This window comes from Kushneria phosphatilytica, from assembly GCF_008247605.1.
Taxonomy (GTDB): Bacteria; Pseudomonadota; Gammaproteobacteria; order Pseudomonadales; family Halomonadaceae; genus Kushneria; species Kushneria phosphatilytica.
Window position 1 is genome coordinate 1,755,764 of the sequence record NZ_CP043420.1, and the last position, 21,092, is coordinate 1,776,855.

Annotated in this window: 19 protein-coding genes; 8 read left to right on the forward strand and 11 right to left on the reverse strand. The window is 55.8% G+C overall.

Translation table 11 applies throughout. The features are described from left to right. The first annotated feature begins 14 nt into the window (after positions 1–14). Positions 15–617: an acyl carrier protein phosphodiesterase gene (locus FY550_RS08030; RefSeq protein WP_070977443.1), complete on the forward strand. Its 603-nt coding sequence runs from the start codon at positions 15–17 to the stop codon at positions 615–617. Here the strand turns inward: FY550_RS08030 and FY550_RS08035 are convergent. From FY550_RS08035 to FY550_RS08060, 6 genes are all read right to left on the reverse strand, one after another. After that, positions 586–1,350: a carbonic anhydrase gene (locus tag FY550_RS08035; RefSeq protein ID WP_149054464.1), complete on the reverse strand. Its 765-nt coding sequence runs from the start codon at positions 1,348–1,350 to the stop codon at positions 586–588. The two genes, FY550_RS08030 and FY550_RS08035, sit on opposite strands and share 32 nt — an antisense overlap. A gap of 51 nt (positions 1,351–1,401) precedes the next feature. Further along, entirely contained in the window at positions 1,402–2,622 is a 1,221-nt protein-coding gene (locus FY550_RS08040; protein WP_149054465.1) for a molybdopterin molybdotransferase MoeA, read from the reverse strand. Beyond that, positions 2,615–3,145: a molybdenum cofactor biosynthesis protein B gene (gene moaB / locus FY550_RS08045; RefSeq protein ID WP_070977445.1), complete on the reverse strand. Its 531-nt coding sequence runs from the start codon at positions 3,143–3,145 to the stop codon at positions 2,615–2,617. The genes FY550_RS08040 and moaB overlap by 8 nt, the downstream gene beginning before the upstream one ends. Then, a complete protein-coding gene (locus FY550_RS08050; protein ID WP_149054466.1) occupies positions 3,145–3,468 on the reverse strand; it encodes a DUF1244 domain-containing protein in 324 nt (107 codons plus the stop codon). Before FY550_RS08050 ends, moaB begins: the two co-directional genes overlap by 1 nt. 95 nt (positions 3,469–3,563) lie before the next feature. After that, on the reverse strand, positions 3,564–4,190 hold the full coding sequence (locus tag FY550_RS08055; RefSeq protein WP_070977446.1) for a helix-turn-helix domain-containing protein: 627 nt from the start codon (positions 4,188–4,190) through the stop codon (positions 3,564–3,566). Between the two features lie 69 nt (positions 4,191–4,259). Continuing rightward, complete coding sequence (locus tag FY550_RS08060; RefSeq protein ID WP_070977447.1) at positions 4,260–5,207, reverse strand: histone deacetylase family protein; 948 nt, start codon at positions 5,205–5,207, stop codon at positions 4,260–4,262. Positions 5,208–5,346: 139 nt separating this feature from the next. On the opposite strand from FY550_RS08060, the gene FY550_RS08065 reads away from it, so the two are divergent. From FY550_RS08065 to FY550_RS08080, 4 genes are all read left to right on the forward strand, one after another. Then, positions 5,347–8,085 carry a bifunctional acetate--CoA ligase family protein/GNAT family N-acetyltransferase gene (locus FY550_RS08065; RefSeq protein WP_070977448.1) on the forward strand — a complete coding sequence of 913 codons (2,739 nt, stop codon included), beginning with the start codon at positions 5,347–5,349 and terminating at the stop codon, positions 8,083–8,085. A 220-nt stretch (positions 8,086–8,305) separates the two neighbouring features. Continuing rightward, positions 8,306–9,571, forward strand: a complete 1,266-nt coding sequence (locus FY550_RS08070) for a quaternary amine ABC transporter ATP-binding protein (protein WP_084388001.1) — start codon at positions 8,306–8,308, stop codon at positions 9,569–9,571. After that, positions 9,568–10,404, forward strand: a complete 837-nt coding sequence (locus FY550_RS08075; protein WP_070977449.1) for an ABC transporter permease — start codon at positions 9,568–9,570, stop codon at positions 10,402–10,404. The genes FY550_RS08070 and FY550_RS08075 overlap by 4 nt, the downstream gene beginning before the upstream one ends. A gap of 131 nt (positions 10,405–10,535) precedes the next feature. Continuing rightward, entirely contained in the window at positions 10,536–11,441 is a 906-nt protein-coding gene (locus FY550_RS08080; protein WP_070977450.1) for a glycine betaine ABC transporter substrate-binding protein, read from the forward strand. A 59-nt stretch (positions 11,442–11,500) separates the two neighbouring features. Here the strand turns inward: FY550_RS08080 and pdxH are convergent, their stop codons facing one another. The 3 genes from pdxH to wrbA all read right to left on the reverse strand — a co-directional run bounded on the left by pdxH (position 11,501) and on the right by wrbA (position 13,242). Then, positions 11,501–12,148, reverse strand: coding sequence for a pyridoxamine 5'-phosphate oxidase (gene pdxH, locus FY550_RS08085; protein WP_149054467.1), 648 nt, complete (start codon positions 12,146–12,148; stop codon positions 11,501–11,503). A gap of 77 nt (positions 12,149–12,225) precedes the next feature. Further along, positions 12,226–12,615 carry a DUF2069 domain-containing protein gene (locus tag FY550_RS08090; RefSeq protein WP_168169286.1) on the reverse strand — a complete coding sequence of 130 codons (390 nt, stop codon included), beginning with the start codon at positions 12,613–12,615 and terminating at the stop codon, positions 12,226–12,228. 15 nt (positions 12,616–12,630) lie between these two features. Further along, positions 12,631–13,242 carry an NAD(P)H:quinone oxidoreductase gene (gene wrbA / locus FY550_RS08095; RefSeq protein ID WP_070977452.1) on the reverse strand — a complete coding sequence of 204 codons (612 nt, stop codon included), beginning with the start codon at positions 13,240–13,242 and terminating at the stop codon, positions 12,631–12,633. A 128-nt stretch (positions 13,243–13,370) separates the two neighbouring features. On the opposite strand from wrbA, the gene FY550_RS08100 reads away from it, so the two are divergent. After that, positions 13,371–14,642 (forward strand): YihY family inner membrane protein, encoded by a 1,272-nt coding sequence (locus FY550_RS08100; RefSeq protein ID WP_070977453.1) that lies wholly within the window; start codon positions 13,371–13,373, stop codon positions 14,640–14,642. Between the two features lie 101 nt (positions 14,643–14,743). Then, positions 14,744–15,340 (forward strand): DNA endonuclease SmrA, encoded by a 597-nt coding sequence (gene smrA, locus FY550_RS08105; protein ID WP_070977454.1) that lies wholly within the window; start codon positions 14,744–14,746, stop codon positions 15,338–15,340. Positions 15,341–15,426: 86 nt separating this feature from the next. Here smrA and metH read toward each other — a convergent pair whose 3' ends face one another. Next, entirely contained in the window at positions 15,427–19,128 is a 3,702-nt protein-coding gene (gene metH / locus FY550_RS08110) for a methionine synthase (RefSeq protein ID WP_149054468.1), read from the reverse strand. A gap of 210 nt (positions 19,129–19,338) precedes the next feature. Here metH and nfuA point away from each other — a divergent pair, with 210 nt between their 5' ends. Then, entirely contained in the window at positions 19,339–19,926 is a 588-nt protein-coding gene (gene nfuA, locus FY550_RS08115) for a Fe-S biogenesis protein NfuA (protein ID WP_070977455.1), read from the forward strand. Between the two features lie 100 nt (positions 19,927–20,026). Here the strand turns inward: nfuA and FY550_RS08120 are convergent, their stop codons facing one another. Beyond that, positions 20,027–20,992, reverse strand: coding sequence for a DNA-binding protein (locus FY550_RS08120; protein WP_070977456.1), 966 nt, complete (start codon positions 20,990–20,992; stop codon positions 20,027–20,029). Between the last annotated feature and the right edge of the window lie 100 nt (positions 20,993–21,092).

Genomic DNA, 21,092 nt, shown 5'->3' on the forward strand with positions numbered 1-21,092 from the left:
CTCGGGAGCAGCGCATGAATTTTCTTGCTCATGCGGCACTGGCTGAATCCGGTAGTGACGATTTTCTCTTTGGCAATCTGATCGCGGACGGTATCCGTGGCAGTCATCTGAACGATTGGCCAGAAGCTGTTGTGCAGGGGATCCGCTATCACCGTTATGTGGATGCCACTATTGATCGGCATCCGGCCACTCTGGCACTCAGAAGACGCATTACTGGCCCGGAACGTCGGGTAGCAGGCATTGCCTTCGATCTTCTGTGGGATCATTTCCTGGCCCGGGATTGCATCCATGAACCAGACGGGCGCGCTCTGATCGCCCGCAGTTATCAGGTGCTCGAAAAAAGGCAGGAAAAAGTACCTGCACGGCTGACCAATACCGTTGCACTACTATGCCAGCATGACTGGTTGTCACGTTATTCCGATTTCGAGTTCACCTGTCAGGCAATTAGTGGAGTAGGTGAACGCCTGACAGGCATTAATCGACTCGCAAGGCTGATCCCCTGGGTTCGTAGTCACTATCCTGTATTGGCGACTACCTTTCGGGAGGTGTGGCCGGATATGTTGGCATTGCGCCAGGAAGCAGAGATCATTCCTGCTCCAATACGTAGCGCGCGTTGAGGGGCTGAACCGGACGTGCCATATCAGCATCAAACCATTGTCGATAGCGTTTGATCTGATCCCTGGAAGCCTGTATGGGCATTTTCATGACCCACCAGCGTACCCCTTCGGTGCAGGGGGGCGTTGTCAGTGACCCATTGTATGTCCAGCCATCTCGCTGCCCGGGCAACAGTTGCGAAGGTAGCATCTCACCCGTCAGGGTCATCGAGCGATCCACACCGGGTACTCGGCTCCAGATGCGATCAATGACGCTGGAGGCACTACCAGGCTCGACCAGTACCGCCATCACCAGTGAGTGATCTGTTTCATCGGTATGGATAAAGTCGATTTCCATGGCCGAACGTTGACCGTCGACACTATGCTGGGCAGGTGCATGAAATTCGATGCGTGTCAGGGCGTAAGTGTGCCCATCCAGGGTGACCGTGTTATCTGCCGGACCTTCGACCACCAGACCAGTACTTTCCCTGCGAACGATCAGTAGCGGCTGAGCATAATCTATTTTGGGAGTGGGCAGTTCGGAAACCGATAGCGCTTGCCCGAGCTCGACTGGTGACTGATTGCTGCCGGTACCGCAGGTCTCATAATTGGGGTTGATGGTAGACCAGTTTTCAGGGCCGGTGTCACCGGCCCAGGACCATTCACGAACCTGTGGCGCATTTTCTGCGGCCATGCCGGGTAGTGCCATCATCCCCAGAACACCAAAAGTCATCAGTTGCCGCGCTCTGGCCATCATGAAGTTGCTCCGTCGGCTGCTCGTTCGAATATGGTTGAACGTCCTGGCATTTCAGGGTTGCAAACGCAGGACATCGATCATGTCACCCTGAGCAATGTCACGCCACGCCGGGATGACTGCCAGAGCATCAGCCTGAACACAGGAACGCAATACGGATGAATCCTGATCAGCGAAAGCATAGGCCACCAGTTGGTCATTCTCTGTTGTCAGGGAGACCCGCATGTAATTGGCACGCCGCTCGGTACGAGTTTCGAAACCGGCGCGTACACGCAATGCCGGCAGAGAAGCCTGGGCGGGGCACTGTTGCAGAGCTCCCATCAGCGGGCGCAGAAAAAGCCATGCACCGACATAACTTGATACGGGATTACCGGCCAATCCTACGAATCGTGTCAGACCGCCCGCCCTGTTATGAATACGCCCCAGTGCCAGCGGCTTGCCAGGTTTGATTGATAATCGCCATAAATCGAGTGTTCCCAGCTGTTGCAGGGCAGCACGCACATGATCCTCTTCGCCTATCGAGACACCCCCGATGGTAATGACAACATCGGATATGCTGGCTGCATCAGCCAACGCAGCTACGGTCGCCTCACGATCATCCCTGACGTGATGTGCAGCAATCACCTCGGCACCAAACTCGCTCAGCAACGCGTGCAACATCGGCGAATTGGAATTATGGATCTGGCCGGGCGATAACGGCGTACCGGGTGGCACCAGCTCATCACCGGTAGATAGTAGAGAAACTCTGGGGCGGCGACGCACGGGTACCGTGGCATACCCCTGGCTGGCCAGAAATCCGATAGCGGCGGCATTCAGTCGTATGCCGGCTTCCAGCAGGGTTTCACCCCGCTGCATTTCCCTGCCACGTCGCCTGACACTATTCCCCCTTGTCAGTGGGCCGGGGATGATGGCGCCCTCGGATGTTTCCTCGACCACTTCCTGACGCACCACACTGTCAGCCCCTTCAGGCAGCACCGCACCCGTAAAAATACGTGCACAACATCCGGGCGCCAGCGGTTGCGGCGCATGACCTGCTGGAACGCGCTGTGTAATGGGGAGAGTGCGGCCGGCATCGGCCGCACGTAGTGCATAGCCATCCATGGCACTGTTATCCGCTGGAGGCGTATCCATTAGAGCCGGTAGCGTGCTGGCAAGAATGCGGCCATGTGCCATCGCCAGCTCGATAGACTCGCTCTCCACAGCAGTGACGCCCTCCAGCATGGCTGCCAGCGCTGTCTCCAGGTCATGCAGACCTTCACTCACTCCTTCAACCATGCTGGGTCCGTCCAGGGATAATCAGATTGGCAAAATTGCAGGGCTGGTGACGCGAGTCGAGCTGTTCATGCAGGATACGCGTCCAACCAGTGCGACAGGCACCGGTAGAGCCGGGGAGACAGAAGATCATGGTGTTATTGGCCATGCCGGCCAGTGCTCGGCTCTGAACAGTTGAACTGCCCACATCATCAAAGGAGAGTTGGCGGAAAAGCTCTCCAAACCCTTCAACGGGATGGTCAAAAAGCACACGCACGGCTTCCGGCGTCGAGTCTCTTCCGGTATAGCCGGTCCCCCCCGTCGTCAAAATGACCTGAACGGCGGGGTCAGCAATCCAGTCTGCGACCCGCGCCCTGATTCTGTAAGGATCATCCGGGATGATTTCACGTCGCTCCAATCGATGACCATCCTGTTCAAGCTGATCAATCAACAGCCTTCCGGACCGGTCGGTATCGATGGTTCGGGTGTCGGAGATGGTCAGTACGGCTATCGATAAAGGAATGAATGCGGCATCCGATGTACTCATTAGTGCGCTCCATTCTCTTCATGTTGAGCCTGTCGTGCCTTCAAAGCCGCCAGTTGCTCATCGGTAGGCGGTTGCTGATACAGGTTTTTCCATTGCTGATAAGGCATGCCGTAGACGTATTCACGTGCCGTTTCATAATCAAGTTCAACACCACGATCTTCAGCGGCGGCTACCAGCCATTTGGAAAGGCAGTTACGGCAGAAATCAGCCAGAATCATCAGGTCGATGTTCTGTACATCCTTGTTGGTGTCCAGATGCGACAGCAATTGCCGAAAAGCCGCGGCTTCCAATTCGGTGCGGGTAGCGTTATCCAGATGTTGCATGATTGGCTCCATGGAGATGGCACTGGATTTCCAGAGTCTATTCAGGAGTGTGACAAAAGCTTTGGCAAGTTCAATGAAATCAGCCAGAAGGCGAATCAATCAGCATCAGTACATACTGATAGTACAACGGCGTCTTCAGGACTGATCGACACCTTGGCGTGTCCCATGCTGCTGTCGAAATACAGGCTATCACCACACTCCAGCTGCAAGGGTTCTTCTCCTTCGCAATACAACAGTATGGCGCCTTCCAGCACCAGTAGAAATTCCTCGCCACCATGACGTACCCAGTCGGGGAATTCCTTGATATCCCGAGCCCGAACCACGGTCTTGAAAGGAACCATGTGCTTGTGCTGGATGCGACTGGCCAGAAGTTCATGTTCGTAAGTCGGTGTTGGATGCCGATGACCATCCCCTGCACGGTTCAGTTCACGACGACCGGCATTGCGAGGAGGGCTCAGAGGCTGTCGCAACAGTTGGGGAAGATTGATGCCAAGACCAGTGACCAGCTTTTGAACTACGGTAAAGGTGGGTGAAAGCTGATCGTTTTCGATTTTCGAGAGGGTAGAGCGCGCCACTCCGGTACGCTGGCGTACATCCTCCAGCGTCCAGCGCCTGGCCAGCCGAAAGGCGCGAAGGCGTTCGCCGAGCTGCAGAGGCTCAACCAGATCTTTCGGATGGGCCATCAGGTCCGAAGATGAGGTCGATTCGTTGGTATCACTCATGAAATTATCGGCTGCAGGGATATGATAGCCATCGTGACATACTCGGGATAAGTCGCCCAGTTGATCGGATCAGCTCGCAGGTGACCAGGGCAGGTCAATCAGTGCCGCCAGATGAGCTTCCACGCCCTCCGCCAGAGCATTCATGTCATAACCGCCCTCCAGCACCGAAAGCAATCGGCCTTCACTGTATTCACGCGCCAGGGCAACAAGCAGACGTGAGATTCGATGATAATCCATACCGGTCAAATTCAGGCCGCCCAGAGGATCATCGCGATGGGCATCGAAACCGGCACTGATGCAGATCAACTGAGGTCGGTGTCGCTCGATTGCGGGAAGCCATTGCCGTTCGATACAACGCAGCAGGTCATCACCATTGCTACCGAGCGGAAGCGGTGTATTGATGACATTTGAAGAGGGCGCCTGATGGTAACGTTGTGGAAAGAGACCCTCCTGAAAACTGGAGCAGATCAGCACCTGTGAATCATGCTGAAAAATATCGATGGTTCCGTTGCATTGGTGGACATCGAAATCAAGGATGGCGATGCGTTCGACGCCATAAACAGTACGTGCATAGGCGGCAGCAATGGCCACATTATTGAGCAGACAGAACCCCATGGCACCGGTACGTTCCGCATGGTGCCCGGGGGGGCGTACTGCACAGAACACATTGTCTGCCTGCCCCCGATAAAGCTGATCGATACCGCGGGTAGCAGCGCCGGCTGCCATGCGGGCAGCCTCAATACTCCAGGGGGTCAACAGCGTATCGGATGTCAGCTCTGTCAACTCTCCTTCATGAGAAGGCGTATAATGCTGCAGCTGATGCCAGTGGTCCAACGAGTGCACCTCGAGGATCTGCTCTTCGGTCGCTGGTCGTGCCGAGAACTGCACGGTGTGGTGGAGCAGGCCGCTGGCATTAAGACGCTGCTCAATGGTAGCAAGACGTTCCGGACTCTCCGGGTGCCCGGCTCCCATGTGATGCCTGACATGCTGACGGTCACTGATCCATGATGTGATCATGCTGGCTCTCCCTCGATATTTATCGTCAGTCCTCGTTTACCGGAACAGGCAACATTTTACCGATTTCTGCGGGGTGGTGATCCTCAGCTCATGGCGACATACTGACAGAGTATGCGCTTAACGCCGAGCGAGGGGAGCAATGGGCACCCGATTTCTGCGCTATTTCTTTGAACCCCGATCCCTGGTGGTCGTCGGTCCAGTGGCCGAAGATGATGCCACGGCCAATACCATCATCCTCAATCTGGTCGAAGCCGGTTTCCGGGGCCAACTATATGCTGTTTCTCTTGATCAGCAGCGCCTGCCTGAAGGCATTACCGGGTATGAAGCCCTGGATCAGTTACCTTCCACGCCTGATCTCGCCGTTGTCTGTGCCCCCATAGAAAAGGTTGAAGACACTCTAAGCCGACTCGGAGAGCATGACATTCGGGCGGCGATCGTGCTTTCGGGGCCGCCCCGAGAGGATGATCCGCAATGCTATCCGCGGATCCTGAAAGCTGCACTGAATGCCGGCGTGCGAGTACTGGGGCCGGAATGCCGAGGATTGGCAGTCCCGGCACGTCGACTCAATGCCACTTATGCCACCACCGCGCTCGAACATGGGCGAGTCGCCTATCTCGGTCAGTCCGGCATGCTCGGTAGTGCCATGATCGACTGGGCCGCTGGTCGTGGTCTGGGACTGTCGCACCTGGTTACCCTGGGTGAAAGCATTGATGTTCGCTTGCCGGATCTGATCGACTATCTCAATAACCATCAGGGAAGTGCCCGGGCATTGATTGTCCATGTCGAATATATCTTCGACGCCATGCATTTCATGACCGCACTACGTGAAGCTTCCAGAAGACGGCTGGTACTGGCCATCAAAAGCGGTCGAACCTCACGGACCGAGACTGCATCGATCGCAGCGACACCGGGTATTGAACACCGGGACCGAATTTTTGATGCTGCATTGGCCAGATCCGGCGTCGTACGTGTCTCCGATAGCGATGAGTTGTTTGAAGCACTTGAAGCTCTCAGTCGTCCGCGTGCCCGGCCACGAGGCCCTCGACTGGCGATTATCGCCAATGGTCTGGGACCCGCCATGCTCGCCCTTGATCGCCTGTTCGAGCAGGGCGGCAAAGTCGCCGAATTCAGCGAAACCACTCAAGCGTTGCTTGGGGTAGAGGGGCTGGATCACAGTCTCCCGGGACGCAATCCGGTTGATCTGGGCAGCGATGCCTCGCCGCAGCGCTTTGTACGGGCACTGGAAATTCTGGCGGCTGATGACGGCGTGGACGCCATTCTTCTGATCCATGCACCAACACGCATGGCGCCCTCGCTTGTACTGGCCGAAGCCGTGATCGAATTCTGGCGACATGCCAACGTAACGTTGTTTACCAGCTGGATGGGGCTGGCCACTGCGCGTCCGGCCAGGGATGCCTGTCATCGGGCTGGGCTGGCCACGCATGTCTCGCCTGAAAAGGCAGTCCGCGCCTTCATGCTCAACATTGAGTATCAACAGGTGCAATCCCTGCTATACCAGACACCGCCGGCACTGGCATTTGATACCTCGGAGATGGTACGACAGCGCTGTCACGAACTGATTGATGATGCCCATCATCGAGGCCGGGATCGCCTGACCCATGAAGAAACTGCCATGGCATTAAGTGCTTATGGGATAGAAACGGCACCTGCCATTTATGTGCAGACAGGCGAGGAGGGGCGTCAGCGATTCCATGAACTCGATCATCCTGTAGCGCTCAAAGCCATTCATCGCAGCAATTGCCAGCCTTTCCGACCTGATCGCCGTCCTGGCCGCCCTGCACCCGACCTGCTACAGGATATTGAAACGCCCGAAGCAGTGGCAGAGGGGATGCAGTTATTGGCGGAGCGAATCGAGAATTCGGCGCCCGGCGAGAATATCTATAGTTTTTGCATGCAACCCATGCAGCGCGGCAAGCAGTCCCTGCAACTGGCTGTCGGTATTAGCCGGGATGCCGTATTCGGTCCCATTATTCTGTTTGGCCTGGGAGGGTATCGGGCTGACGTCATGAGTGACCGTTGTATTGCCCTGCCTCCCCTGAACATGAATCTCGCACATCATCTGATCGAATCATCCCATGCGGCCCGACTGATACGGGAACAGTCGCCGGAGCCGGAGCGTGATTTCGAACGTCTGGCCATATTACTGACCCGTCTCTCCCAGATGTGTACCGACCTACCCGAATTGCGTTGTCTGGAAATCAATCCACTGCTGCTCAACCGTGATCAGCTGCTGGCTGTGGATTTTGCCCTTGACCTTGGCCCTCCAGCTCACCATGCCATCATGCCCTATCCGGAAGAACTGACAGAGTGCGTCCGGCTGCGCAATGGCTGGCAGGTCATGTTGCGTCCGGTAAGGGGGGAGGATGCAGAACTCATTCGCGAATTCCATACCCACCTCTCGGAAGAGAGCATTCGCTATCGCTATTTTCATCACAAGGCCACGCTCAGTGAACGTGAACTCGCTGAACTGACCCAGCTCAATTATGACCGGCAAATGGCCTTCCTGGCAGAATATCATTCGCCAGAGAGTGAGAAGCGCATGTTGGGTATCAGCCGAGTCTGGAATGATCCTGACAATATCCGTACCGAATTCGCCATCATCATCCGTGACGATCTGCAGGGGCTTGGGCTTGGCCAGCTATTGATGGAGAAACTGATCGCCTATTGCCGCAGTGTTGGAACGCTGGAGATGGTTGGCCAGGTACGAGCCGATAACCGTGGGATGCGACATCTGGTTGAAAAGCTGGGTTTCCGGGTGCGTCTGATCCCTGAAGAACAGATGCTGGAGCTTTCGCTTCGGCTCAATGAACCTCGAAGTGATTGGCAGCGCCATCGACTTGAAAACCTGAACGATTGACTTCTGAAGCATGTTATATCCTGCAGCAGGATGTTAACGTGCGATAACATAATCTTGTGTTATCGTTGATCATCATGAGATGACAACGTATGATCCATTACGAATTATAATCAAAGAATACAGTCGACTAGAGCCATACGTTATGGATCACGTAACGTGACTTATAGCTTGCTACTGTCGTAACAACCCATCCCATCGGGATGATTGGATCGGATAACACATGAGTGACAACAACGCCGTAAAGATTCAGGTGCGAGGGCTGAGCAAGGTCTTTGGGCAGCATCCGAAAAAGGCACTCGAGCTTCGCGATCAGGGGCTTGATCGCGCCCAGATCCGGGAAAAGACCGGTCAGACGCTGGGCTTGTCCAACATCGAATTTGATGTTCGCGAGGGCGAATTGCTCGTCATCATGGGGCTTTCCGGATCAGGCAAATCGACCCTGATCCGCTGTCTGAATCGGTTGATTGAACCGACGGAAGGCCAGATCATCATTGACGGCGAAAATATTCCGGAGCTGGATGACAAGGCACTTTTACAGTGTCGCCGTCGCCATTTTTCGATGGTATTTCAGAACTTCGCGCTTTTCCCTCATCGTACGGTACAGGCCAATGCCGAATTCGGTCTGGAAATACGCGGTGTCGATCGGGAAGAACGTCAGCGCCGTGCCGTTGAGGCGCTCAGACAGGTAGGACTGGAAGGCTGGGAGCAGGCCATGCCACGTCAGCTTTCCGGAGGGATGCTGCAGCGTGTTGGACTGGCAAGAGCGCTGGCCAATGATGCCAGCGTACTGCTCATGGATGAGGCCTTTTCGGCGCTTGACCCACTGATTCGCAATGACATGCAGCAGGAGTTGCTTCAACTCCAGCATCGCATGCGCAAGACCACCATCTTCATTACCCATGATCTGGATGAGGCGTTGAGCATTGGTGATCGCATCATTTTGCTCAAGGATGGTGAAATCGTTCAGATCGGCACGCCCGAGCATATCCTTACACAGCCTGCCAATGATTATGTGCGCCGTTTCATCGAAGGAGTAGACATGTCGCGGGTGCTGACGGCTGCTTCCGCCATGCACCCGGTACGCGCTACCGTCAGACTCGGTGAAGGCCCTCGAACCGCGTTGCATCGCATGCGCGAAAACGGGCTTGATTCCATTTATGTCATTGATCGCGATCGCCGTTTGATGGGCATTGTCGAAGCCGAAGATGTGGATCAGGCCGCTCGGCAGGGAAGGGATACCATCGACGATCTGATCGTGACCGATTCTCCGAAGGTGGCTCCCGATGAGCCGCTGAACAATCTGTTCGCGATGTTCCAGCAGCGCAGCTATCCAATTGCCGTGGTCGATGAGGAAGGGCGTCTCAAGGGCGTCGTCGTCAAGGGTTCGGTACTGGCCGAGCTCGCAGAAACCTCAACACCGCAGCAGACAGGCGAGTCATCCGGACATCCACAGTCCGATGCGACGCAGGAGGGAGAAAAGGCATGAACTTCACGATTCCAGCCATCCCGCTGGGCGATTGGATCGAGGGCGGCCTCGACTTCCTCACCGGACATTATTCCAACGTGACTCGCGGCATTTCAGCCGTTACTCAGACGGGTATCAGTGGTCTCAATGATGGACTCATGTGGCTGCCCCCCTGGGCACTGATCATTGTGATTGCACTGCTGAGCTGGCGACTCTCGGGCACCAGGCTGGCCATTTTCTCCATCCTGGGACTGGGCCTGATCTGGAATCTGGGATTATGGGACCCGATGATCGAGTCCTTCACCCTGGTGGTTATCGCGACATTCGTGGCTGTGATCATTGCCCTGCCACTAGGCATCCTGGCTGCACTTTCGGAACGTTTTTATCGGGTCATCATGCCGATACTTGACTTCATGCAGACCATGCCTGCCTTTGTTTATCTGATTCCGGCCATTCCGTTTTTCGGTATCGGCTCGGTCTCCGCGATCTTCGCAACCGTCATTTTTTCGATGCCACCCGCTATTCGCTTTACCACATTGGGCATCCGCCAGGTACCCGTGGAACTGATTGAAGCTGCAGACGCCTATGGCGCCACCAAATCCCAGAAGCTGATCAAGCTCCAGTTACCGCTTTCGCTGCCAACCATCATGGCAGGCATCAACCAGACCATTATGCTGGCGCTCTCGATGGTGGTCATTGCTGCCATGATCGGGGCCAACGGTCTGGGTAGTGAAGTCTGGCGAGCCATTCAGAGGCTGCAACCCGGTGCAGGTTTCGAAGCCGGTATCGCAGTCGTCATCCTGGCCATGCTGCTTGATCGTCTGACTCAGACACTTCGTGGCAAGCCGGAATAAGCAGGTGATTTTCAGGTAGTGATACCTGTCCGTTTCGGTGGCAGGACTTCGCCTGCCACCGGGAGCGCCCTGATTCAGTACGGGGCGTGTCATGCCAATGACACATCTGTAACGCAGGAGAGGGCAAGATAATGACGCAACGAACTGGTAATACAAAGCTGCGCACAGCCGTGACCGCCGCCATGGGTGGCATGATGCTGGGTGCCGGTCTGATCAGCGCTCCCGCCATGGCAGCAGACGGCGGGGACAAGGGAGACGTAACGCTCGCTTACGTGGAGTGGTCTTCCGAAGTAGCCTCTACCAATGTAGTGCGCGCAGTGCTTGAGCAGCAGGGTTATAACGTTAATATCTCCTCATTGTCGGCTGCCGCGATGTGGCAGGCGGTTGCATATGGCGATGCCGATGCCATGGTTTCGGCCTGGTTGCCTACCACGCACGCCGATTATTACTCGAAACTCAAGGATCGGGTGGAAAATCTTGGCGCTAATCTGGAAGGCACCAAACTGGGGCTGGTCGTTCCCGAATATGTAAGCGATGTCTCCACGATCAGTGATCTCGAAGATCATGCTGACGAGTTCAATGACAAGATCACCGGCATTGACCCCGGCGCAGGCATCATGTCCAAGACTGAAGATGCCATCGATGCTTATGGGCTTTCGAACATGTCTCTGACGTCCGGTAGTGGTGCGACCATGACTGCGGCTCTGGACAGTGCCATCAAGAACAAGGAACCCATTGTCGTTACCGGATGGACGCCTCACTGGATGTTCTCGCGTTACGATCTCAAATATCTGGATGATCCCAAAAAAGTGTATGGCGGTGCCGAGGAAATCGACACGATCGCACGCAAGGGGCTGAAACAGGATATGCCAGGCGCCTACTGCATTCTCGACAACTTCAAGTGGACCCCCGAACAAATGGGTGAAGTCATGCTCATGAATCGAAAAGATGGTAGCGACCCTTACCAGGACGCCAAAAAATGGGTCCAGAATCACGAAGATGTCGTCAACCAGTGGACCAGGGGCTGTGATAGCTGATAACAGTTCGCCATGATCGGAAAACCCGGCGTTAGCCGGGTTTTTTCATGAATGGATGCTCAGGGCGCCAGACGCACCTTTTGCCATCTCTGCTCTCGTTCAAACCAGCGATAGCGTACCCGGTCATGTAGGCGACTTGGCTGGCCCTGCCAGAACTCGATCATGACCGGCCGTATCCGATAGCCGCCCCAGTGTGCAGGACGCTCGACCTCTTCATGGCCATACGCCTTCTCAAAGCGCAGCCGGCGGTCCTCAAGCCATTGGCGATCGGGAATCTCAACACTCTGCTGGGAAATCCAGGCGCCAAGCTGACTGGCTCTCGGGCGAGAATGAAAATAGTGATCGGACTGTTCGGCACTGATTTGCTCGACGCCGCCCTCGATACGCACCTGGCGCTGCTGGGTTGGCCACCAGAACACCAGTGCGGCATGCGGCATATTGGCGAGTTCGCTACCTTTCTGACTCTGGTAGCTGGTATAGAAAACAAAGCCCGCTTCATCGAATCCCTTCAGCAGCACAATACGCGCATGGGGCATGCCGCTGCTGTCGGCAGTCGCCAATGTCATGACATTGCCATCATTACCATCGCTTTCCAGTGCTGCATTCAGCCATTCGGAAAACAGTGGAAAAGGCGCTTCCGGAGTTGTGGTCGGATCCAGTGCTTCGCCGTGGTAATCGCGACGAACGTCGCCGATCTCGCTGGTCATGTTGCCCTGTCCTCGCTTACCTGGATGCCTGTGCATCACGGATGTTATAGGTATGTCGACTCGCTGATGGACACATACTACCGCTCGCGTGACACGCTATCGAGCCCCTGCCGACGCAGCTGTCGAGCGATACACAGGGCCGTTACGGCCAATATCAACCCTGCCAGTATTTCCATACCGGCCAGCCACCATAAAACGGGAAGTCTCAGCAATGCAGCACCTTGCCCTGCGCCCAGCAGCCCAATAAAGGCCAGCCAGAAATATCCTTTCGGTCTGCTGGCAAGCAGGGCAGGAACAATCAGCAACAGGGGCAGTAACCGCACCATCATGGGCAACAGGGGTGCCTGATAGTACTCATGTAGAAGCAGGCCTCCCAACAGCACCAGTAGCGTCAACGCCCCCCAGCTTAGCCAGGCAACGCGTAGCAGGCCCGTTCGAATGACCGCTTTTGCAGCTCGGGCGCTCATGAGCTGAATATCCATTCAGTCATGATGCAGGGCATCCAGTGCCAGAGCCAGCCGGCCCAGACGACGTCCCTGAAAACGAATCAGAGCCTGTTCGTGAGTATCGAGCGCACGATCATTGTTGGGTCCGGCATAATGGCTGCCGCCATAGGGCGTGCCACCAGTCGTCGTCTGGAACATTTCATCAGCACTGTATGGGATGCCGGCGTAAACCATCCCATGGTGCAGCAACGGGTTGACCATCGAGAGCAGGGTGCTTTCCTGACCACCATGGATACTGGAAGTGGAGGTAAAGGCTGTTGCGGGCTTATCGATCAAGGCACCGTTCATCCACAAAGTACTGGTCGAATCGAGAAAATACTTGAGGGCGGCTGCCATGTTACCGAAACGGGTCGGACTGCCCAGCGCCAGACCGCTACAATAACGAAGGTCATCGAGTGAAGCATATACAGGCCCTTCGGCCGGAATATCCTCGGCCACTGCTGCACATTCGGGCGACACCGCTGGCACGGTGCGCAAACGTGCGCCAATACCATCGACTTCCTCGATACCGGCTACCATTTGCTCGGCAAGCTGACGCGTAGCGCCGGAACGCGAATAGTAGAGGACCAGAATATAGGGGAGAGTCATGACATTTCCTTGCAGCGTCGCTTAACGTTACCCATACAGTTGGCGCCAGCGAAAAAAGTGGATTGCACGGTGTGATCCATGTGCGGCAGATGCCGGAACGCCCGTAACAGTTCATTCTAGAGTGGCTTATGCAGATACCACAACTTGCCAATCTGCCGCGGCCGGCACGCATGATCGCCGTCCTTCGCGAACTGATCAAACGCTTCAATCGCCATGATGGGCAGAAGACAGCTGCTTCACTGACTTATACAACGCTGTTTGCGGTCGTACCGCTGACCACCGTGCTGTATGCCATGCTGGCTGCAGTGCCTGAATTTCAGGGTGTCGGAGAAAAGATGCAGGGCTATCTTTTCCAGCAGTTCGTGCCTGCCACTGGTGAAGTGGTACTCAATACCCTGCGCAACTTTACAACGCAGGCACGCAATCTGACCGCTGTAGGTGCGCTGTTCCTGTTCGTCACTTCACTGCTGATGATGATCACGGTCGAGAAAGCCTTCAATAACATCTGGCAGGTACCGGACAATCGCAAGGGCATCGCCAGTTTCCTGCTCTACTGGGCTGTGCTGACACTGGGCCCGATTCTTGTGGGAACCGGCTTTGTGCTCTCCTCCTACCTGATGTCACTGACCTTTGTCAGTAATGCAGCGTCATGGTTTGGTGGCGGCAAATTTCTGCTTCGACTGTTGCCACCGTTATTGAGCTTTCTGGCCTTTCTTTTTCTCTATATGGCCGTTCCCAACTACCGGGTCCGCATGCGTCACGCTGCCGGAGGCGCTTTGCTGGTGTCACTGCTACTGGAGCTCGCGAAGCTCGGTTTCTCTCTTTATGTCGCCAACTTTCCCTCCTACCAGGTCATTTACGGTGCTTTTGCAGCTGTCCCCCTGTTTTTACTCTGGATTTATCTTTCCTGGGCCATTGTACTGCTGGGGGCTGAAGTCTCCGCCTGGCTCGGCGAAACCCAACGGGCTGATTGGCGCCACTGGGCAATGTATTGGCAGGGCCTGGGCGTACTGATGCTTCTGGACAGAGCGCATCAGGAAGGGCGCGGAGCAATCAGCGCTGCCAAACTGCGACGCTTGCTGGGGGGCAGGGCGAGAACCCTGCTGGTCCTTCTCGAAGAAGCCGGCTGGGCAGTACCCACGGAAGAAGGCAACTGGGTGCTGGCTCATTCGCTGTCGACCCTGACCCTCTGGGAATATAATCGCAGAATGCCGGGTTCTGTACCCGATACCGGGCAGCCTCCCGAAGCACTGCAGGAAGTTTATCGTGTTTTACAACAGGCCTGCGAATGTCAGAAGGCAGCGCTTGATCGGCCCTTGCGGACCCTGTTTCACGATGTCGATCCTGAACAGTGGATGTCGGCGCGTCCCGAGCGCTCGTTTTACAAGAACGCTCGTTGACGGGGTGGTCGTATAATTGTCACGGAATTGGGCATAATGATTGGCAAGCAATAATGGTCCCGGTATTCAGGAAAGCCGGGGTTCGTTGAGGAGGCGCTGCAATGACTGCCGAACGCGACGACGAGCAGTTGTTTTCCAAAGCCATGGCGGATGTCATTCCGCTGAGCAAGGGACACGACAAGGCTGATGCCAAATCTCTACCTGGAGAGCCGACCGAAGCACAATTGGCTCGCCGGCATCGTGCCCAGGATGGAGAAGAGGAAAGTAATTTTCTATCCGATGATTTTATAGAACTGCTACCGCCCCAGGACCCGATCGAGTTTCGTCGCGATGGAATTCAGACCGGAGTGATCGAACGGCTTCGTCATGGTGAATACGCCATCGAATCTCGGCTGCATCTACAGCGTCGTCCGGTGCGAGAGTGCCGTAGCGAACTTTTCAGATTCATCCGGGAGGCGCATCGCCAGGGGCTGCGCAGTGTGATGGTGGTGCATGGTCGAGGCCGCAGTGATGACAGCCACTCCAATATCGTGCGTTCTCATGTAGCGCGGTGGCTTACCCAGTTCGAGGAAGTGCAGGCTTATACCAGTGCTCAGCCTCATCATGGCAGCATTGGTGCCACTTACGTCATGTTGCGCAAATCGGAACGGGCCAGACAACGCAACCGTGAACGACATCAGAAACGAGGCAATGGATAAAGACCTTGTTGCCTCATGAGCCAGCACGCCCCCGGTGGCCATCAGGCCAACGGGGGCATGTTCGTTATATGGGAGGGCGCTGAGTTTCAGGCAGTTTGAGGCTCAGGGTCGTAGGAAAGATTGGACGACAACCAGCGCTCCAGCGTGGCAAGGGGCATACCCTTGCGAGCAGCCAGCGCCTCGACCTGATCGCGCGAAATCCGGCCAGTGGCAAAATACTTCGCGCCCGGATGAGAGAAATACCAGCCCGATACTGCCGCCGCCGGCCACATGGCGAAGTTCTCGGTCAGCGTCAGCCCGGCATTGTGTTCGGCATCCAGCATTTCGAACAGGGTGGTCTTCTCGGTATGATCGGGGCAGGCTGGATAACCGGGAGCCGGCCGGATTCCCCGGTACTTTTCGCCGATCAGTTCATCATTGTCGAGTGTTTCTTCCGGATCGTAGCCCCAGAATTCCTTGCGCACCCGCTCATGAAGGCGCTCGGCAAAGGCTTCCGCCAAGCGGTCCGCCAGTGCTTTCACCATGATGGCATTATAATCGTCGCCAGCCTCTTCGTATGCACGGGCCAGTTCATCAGCACCATGACCGGTTGTCACGGCAAAGGCACCGATCCAGTCCTCGCGATGGCTCTCCAGTGGGGCCACAAAATCCGCCAGGCTATAGCAGATACCTTCACGTCCCTTGCTGCTTTGTTGGCGCACGTGATGCAGCCGATGGATTACGTCGCAACGCTTGTCATCAGCATAAACTTCGATTGTATCCTGATCGACGGTATTGGCTGGCCAGAAACCGATAACCCCACGAGCAGTGATGCGCTTTTCATCTACCAGCCGCTTGAGCATGCGTTGTGCATCCTGGTAAAGATTGCGTGCCGCTTCTCCGACTATGTCATCTTCCAGAATCTTCGGAAATTTACCGGAGAGCTGCCATGTCATGAAGAATGGCGTCCAGTCTATGCGTTCAACCAGCTCTTCAAGACTGTAGTTTTCAAATACCTTCAAACCGGTAAAGGTGGGGCGCGGGGGCACATAGTTGTGCCAGTCGCCATCGAAGGCCTTTTCACAGGCCTCGAGATAACTCATGTCGGCCGCCTTGGGGCGACGCTTGCTGTGCCGTTCGCGCACCTTCTCGTAGTCGGCACGAATCTCTGCCACATAGGCTTCCCGCAGGCCCGTCGACAGCAAACGACTGGCTACTCCAACGGCGCGCGAAGCATCCGTTACGTAAACCACCGGATGCGTATAATTCGGTTCGATTTTCACCGCAGTGTGCGCCTTGGAGGTCGTTGCTCCTCCAATCAATAGCGGCACATCAAATCCCTGGCGCTCCATTTCCTGAGCGACACCGACCATTTCATCCAGCGAGGGGGTAATCAGCCCCGAGAGACCGATAATATCGGCATGCTGCTCACGGGCAGTGGCGAGAATCTTCTCGGTGGGCACCATCACACCAAGATCGATCACTTCGTAGTTGTTGCACTGCAGCACCACACCCACGATGTTCTTGCCGATGTCATGCACATCGCCCTTGACCGTGGCCAACACGATTCGACCCTTGCTCTGGGTATCATCGCTCTTTTCTGCTTCGATGTAAGGAATCAGATGAGCCACGGCCTGCTTCATGACACGGGCAGACTTGACCACCTGAGGAAGAAACATTTTGCCGTCGCCGAACAGATCGCCGACAACATTCATACCATCCATCAAGGGCCCCTCGATCACCTCGATGGGCCGCTCGGCTCGCTGCCTGGCTTCTTCGGCATCCTCGGTAATGTATTGGGTAATGCCCTTGACCAGCGCATGTTCGATACGCTTTTCGACTACCCAGCTACGCCACTCGAGATCTTCCTTTTTCGATCCACTGCTGCCATCGCCACGATACTGTTCAGCGATCTCGAGCAAGCGCTCGGTGGCATCCTCGCGGCGATTGAGCACCACGTCCTCGACCGCCTCGCGCAGTTCTTTCGGGAGATCGTCGTAAACTGCCAGCTGACCGGCATTGACGATGCCCATGGTCAGGCCTGCATGAATGGCATGATAGAGAAAGACGGCGTGAATCGCCTCGCGGACCGGATTGTTTCCTCGAAATGAGAAGGAAACGTTGGAGACGCCGCCGGAAACCATGGCGTGGGGCAGGTGAGTGGTAATCCAGCGGGTTGCCTCGATGAAATCAACCGCGTAATTATTATGCTCCTCGATCCCGGTGGCTATGGCAAAGATATTGGGATCAAAGATGATATCTTCGGCCGGGTAGCCGATGTCATCCACCAGCAGACGGTAGGCACGCTCGCTGATCTCGGTTTTTCGCTGAAAGGTGTCCGCCTGTCCTGCTTCATCAAAAGCCATCACCACAATGGCCGCACCATGACGCCGACATTCGTTGGCCTGGTGACGAAACTGCTCTTCACCTTCCTTGAGTGAGATCGAATTGACGATGGCCTTGCCCTGAATGCATTTAAGCCCGGCCTCGACGATCTCCCATTTGGAAGAGTCGACCATGATGGGGACTCGCGAGATATCGGGTTCGCCCGCTACCAGATTGAGAAAATGCACCATCGCATTACGCGAATCGAGCATCCCTTCATCCATATTGATATCGATGACCTGGGCGCCGTTCTCTACCTGTTCCAGTGCGACTTCCAGCGCAGTCGTGTAGTCCTCTTCCTTGATCAGCCGCTTGAAGCGCGCCGAACCGGTAACGTTGGTCCGTTCACCGACATTAACGAATAGAGAATCGCTCTTGATGTTGAAGGGCTCGAGACCGGAGAGCCGACAGGCCGGTTCGATTTCGGGAATCTCGCGCGGTTTGAGCCCTGACATGGCACCACTGATGGCAGCGATATGTTCAGGTGTCGTACCGCAACAGCCACCGATGATGTTGACCAGCCCCTTTTCACCGAACTCTCGTACGATCGTCGCCATTTCATTCGGTGACTGGTCATACTCGCCGAACTCATTGGGCAATCCCGCATTGGGGTGCGCACTGACGAAGGTCGCGGCGCAACGCCCCAGCTCAGCCAGATAAGGGCGCAGATCCTCGGCGCCCAGTGCACAGTTGAGTCCCACCGAAAGGGGACGGGCGTGGCGCACCGAATTCCAGAAGGCTTCGGTCGTCTGCCCTGAAAGCGTACGCCCCGAAGCATCGGTAATGGTCCCCGAAATCATCAGAGGCACCTGACGGCCCATCCGCTCGAAAAGCACATCCAGGGCGTAGATGGCAGCCTTGGCGTTCAGCGTGTCGAAGATCGTTTCAATCAGGAGCAGGTCACTGCCACCTTCGATCAGAGCCTCGGCCGCCTCCAGATAATTATCGACCAGCTCATCGAAGGTGATGTTGCGTTTGGCGGGATCATTGACATCCGGGGATAGAGAAGCCGTTCGACTGGTCGGGCCCAGAACACCTGCCACATAGCGGGGGATACCGGTACTGGTAGCTATTTCGTCACAGATTTCACGAGCCAGTCGAGCAGCTTCCCGATTGAGCTCCGGTACCAGTGATTCCATACCATAATCGGATTGTGAGAGCCGGGTGCTATTGAACGTGTTGGTTTCGACAATATCAGCACCTGCTTCAAGGTACTCCCGATGCAGCTGCTTGATTGCCTCAGGCTGAGTCAACACCAGCAGATCATTGTTACCCTGAAGATCGATTTGCCAATCGATGAAACGCTCACCCCGGAAGTCTGCTTCCGAAAAGCGCTGGTTCTGAATCATGGTACCCATGCCGCCATCCAGAATCAGGATGCGCTGGGACAGGGACTGCGAAAGCGATTCCGGGACAACACTCATTGGCAGCAGTAACTCCTACGGTTCCAAAACGATCATGGCGGTTACCGCAGGGGGTATCCGCAACCGAGCGTAGACTTTAGCAGATGTCCTTGAATGGATGGACCGGACGTCATTGCGCTTTTTTCATATCCCGAGTGAATTACCTGGGATTTGTACCGGTAACGCGATTGACTTACCATTGAGGAAAGTTCCGTTCTCACGAGGCCGGCGATGAGTCAGATCATTGAAATTACCGATAGCGCTCAGGAGTATCTCGCCGAGCTGCTAGCAAAACAGGATGTCGAAGGCATCGGTGTCAGGGTGTTCATCACCCAACCCGGTACCCCCTATGCTGAAACCTGCCTGGCCTATTGCCGCCCGGGTGAGGAAGAAGCTACGGATGAAGTTGTTGAACTGTCGCGTTTCAACGTGTACATCGAACAGAATAGTGCCCCCTTTCTCGAAGACGCCGTAGTCGATTTCAACGCGGATCGTATGGGCGGGCAGCTGACCATCAAGGCGCCCAACGCCAAGATGCCGCAGGTCAGCGAAGACAGCCCACTGGAAGATCGGGTCAATTATATTCTGTTCAGCGAGATCAACCCCGGTCTGGCCGCACATGGCGGTGAAATCCGCCTGATTCAGCTGACCGATGATAATGTGGCTGTTCTCCAGTTTGGAGGCGGGTGCCAGGGTTGCGCCGCTGTAGACGTCACCCTTAAGCAGGGCGTTGAACGCACTCTGATCGAGCGTATTCCCGAACTGACCGCCATTCGCGATGTGACCGATCACTCTGATACGACCAACGCTTACTACTAAGCAATCGTTTCGTACACTCGCTGACAAGCGATGGATGTGTTTGACAGGAGGGCCGGCTCGCCATGAGCCGGCCCTCCTGTTTTTCAATTACACGATATCGTCAGTAAACGAAGGGCGGCATGGGCGCTCGCGACAGGCGCTCCTGTAACACCCTGATTTCCGTGCGCAGTCGCGTCATCTCCTGCTCGTTTTCGGTGATTTCACCACTGAGTCGCTCTTCGCGCGCATGGCTTTCCTGTAACGCCTTTTCGGACTGTTTGATCTGGCTGGAAAGCTCGCGAGTCTTGCGCTCTTCTTCCTGCAGTGCACGGCGCTGCTCTTCGACCTGGGCTGTCATCTTCTCGATGCGCTCTTCGAGCTGCTCCTGACGTCGGCGGGATTGCTTTTCAGCCTCCTGCTTTTCGTGTCGAGCGCTATCCAGCAGCTGCATCAGTCGATTCTCTGCTGTCTCATGCCGACTTTCTTCCTGAGCAAGGCGCTTGCGGTGATTCTGCTCTGCCTGCTCGATGGTCTGCTGATGCTCGCGCTCCTGACGCTCCCGCTCCTCACTGAGCGCTTCAATCTGGGCATCACGCATGGCCAGGCGCTGCTCGCGGTCTTCACACTGCGAACGCAGCTGTGCCAGTTCGCTTTCCTGCCGGGCAAGCGCTGTGGTCTTTTCTTCCAGCCGTGCTTCGTTAGCGTCAAAGCGTTCTCCCAGTGCCTGCAACCGCTGCTCGGCGTCTTCGGCAAGACGCTGGGCGATACGGGTTTCCTCACGGCACTGCTGGATATCCTCATCTGCCTGGCGACGGTAGAAAGAGAGTGCTTCGTGCGCCTCCTCCTGTGCCTGTTGCCAAAGGCCATAAAGCGCTTCCTGGAGCCTTTCCGGGATAGCCTGGGGGAGAGGCGTATCACGATTTTCTTCACGTCGGGTACGCCACTCACGCAGGTGATCACTGATAGTAGTGAAGCTGCCGGTTCCCAATACCTCACGTATACGTTGAACACTGGGCGTATCACCACGCTGAATCAGCGTTTCGATTGCCCGCTGGACATCCTGGTATTGCACGCCATTACGCGCCATGACGCCTCCGCCGTTCCCTGTTGGCCACTTTCCGCGGTCTGAGTGAGCCCCTCGGTCTTCATCAGGGGCTCAAGCAGGATAGTGGGGTTTTCGTGTTCTG

Coding starts and splice junctions, on each gene's coding strand:
- FY550_RS08030 (WP_070977443.1), top strand. CDS start 15: ATGAATTTTCTTGCTCATGCGGCACTGGCTGAATCCGGTAGTGACGAT.
- FY550_RS08035 (WP_149054464.1), bottom strand. CDS start 1,350: ATGATGGCCAGAGCGCGGCAACTGATGACTTTTGGTGTTCTGGGGATG.
- FY550_RS08040 (WP_149054465.1), bottom strand. CDS start 2,622: ATGGTTGAAGGAGTGAGTGAAGGTCTGCATGACCTGGAGACAGCGCTG.
- moaB (WP_070977445.1), bottom strand. CDS start 3,145: ATGAGTACATCGGATGCCGCATTCATTCCTTTATCGATAGCCGTACTG.
- FY550_RS08050 (WP_149054466.1), bottom strand. CDS start 3,468: ATGCAACATCTGGATAACGCTACCCGCACCGAATTGGAAGCCGCGGCT.
- FY550_RS08055 (WP_070977446.1), bottom strand. CDS start 4,190: ATGAGTGATACCAACGAATCGACCTCATCTTCGGACCTGATGGCCCAT.
- FY550_RS08060 (WP_070977447.1), bottom strand. CDS start 5,207: ATGATCACATCATGGATCAGTGACCGTCAGCATGTCAGGCATCACATG.
- FY550_RS08065 (WP_070977448.1), top strand. CDS start 5,347: ATGGGCACCCGATTTCTGCGCTATTTCTTTGAACCCCGATCCCTGGTG.
- FY550_RS08070 (WP_084388001.1), top strand. CDS start 8,306: ATGAGTGACAACAACGCCGTAAAGATTCAGGTGCGAGGGCTGAGCAAG.
- FY550_RS08075 (WP_070977449.1), top strand. CDS start 9,568: ATGAACTTCACGATTCCAGCCATCCCGCTGGGCGATTGGATCGAGGGC.
- FY550_RS08080 (WP_070977450.1), top strand. CDS start 10,536: ATGACGCAACGAACTGGTAATACAAAGCTGCGCACAGCCGTGACCGCC.
- pdxH (WP_149054467.1), bottom strand. CDS start 12,148: ATGACCAGCGAGATCGGCGACGTTCGTCGCGATTACCACGGCGAAGCA.
- FY550_RS08090 (WP_168169286.1), bottom strand. CDS start 12,615: ATGAGCGCCCGAGCTGCAAAAGCGGTCATTCGAACGGGCCTGCTACGC.
- wrbA (WP_070977452.1), bottom strand. CDS start 13,242: ATGACTCTCCCCTATATTCTGGTCCTCTACTATTCGCGTTCCGGCGCT.
- FY550_RS08100 (WP_070977453.1), top strand. CDS start 13,371: ATGCAGATACCACAACTTGCCAATCTGCCGCGGCCGGCACGCATGATC.
- smrA (WP_070977454.1), top strand. CDS start 14,744: ATGACTGCCGAACGCGACGACGAGCAGTTGTTTTCCAAAGCCATGGCG.
- metH (WP_149054468.1), bottom strand. CDS start 19,128: ATGAGTGTTGTCCCGGAATCGCTTTCGCAGTCCCTGTCCCAGCGCATC.
- nfuA (WP_070977455.1), top strand. CDS start 19,339: ATGAGTCAGATCATTGAAATTACCGATAGCGCTCAGGAGTATCTCGCC.
- FY550_RS08120 (WP_070977456.1), bottom strand. CDS start 20,992: ATGGCGCGTAATGGCGTGCAATACCAGGATGTCCAGCGGGCAATCGAA.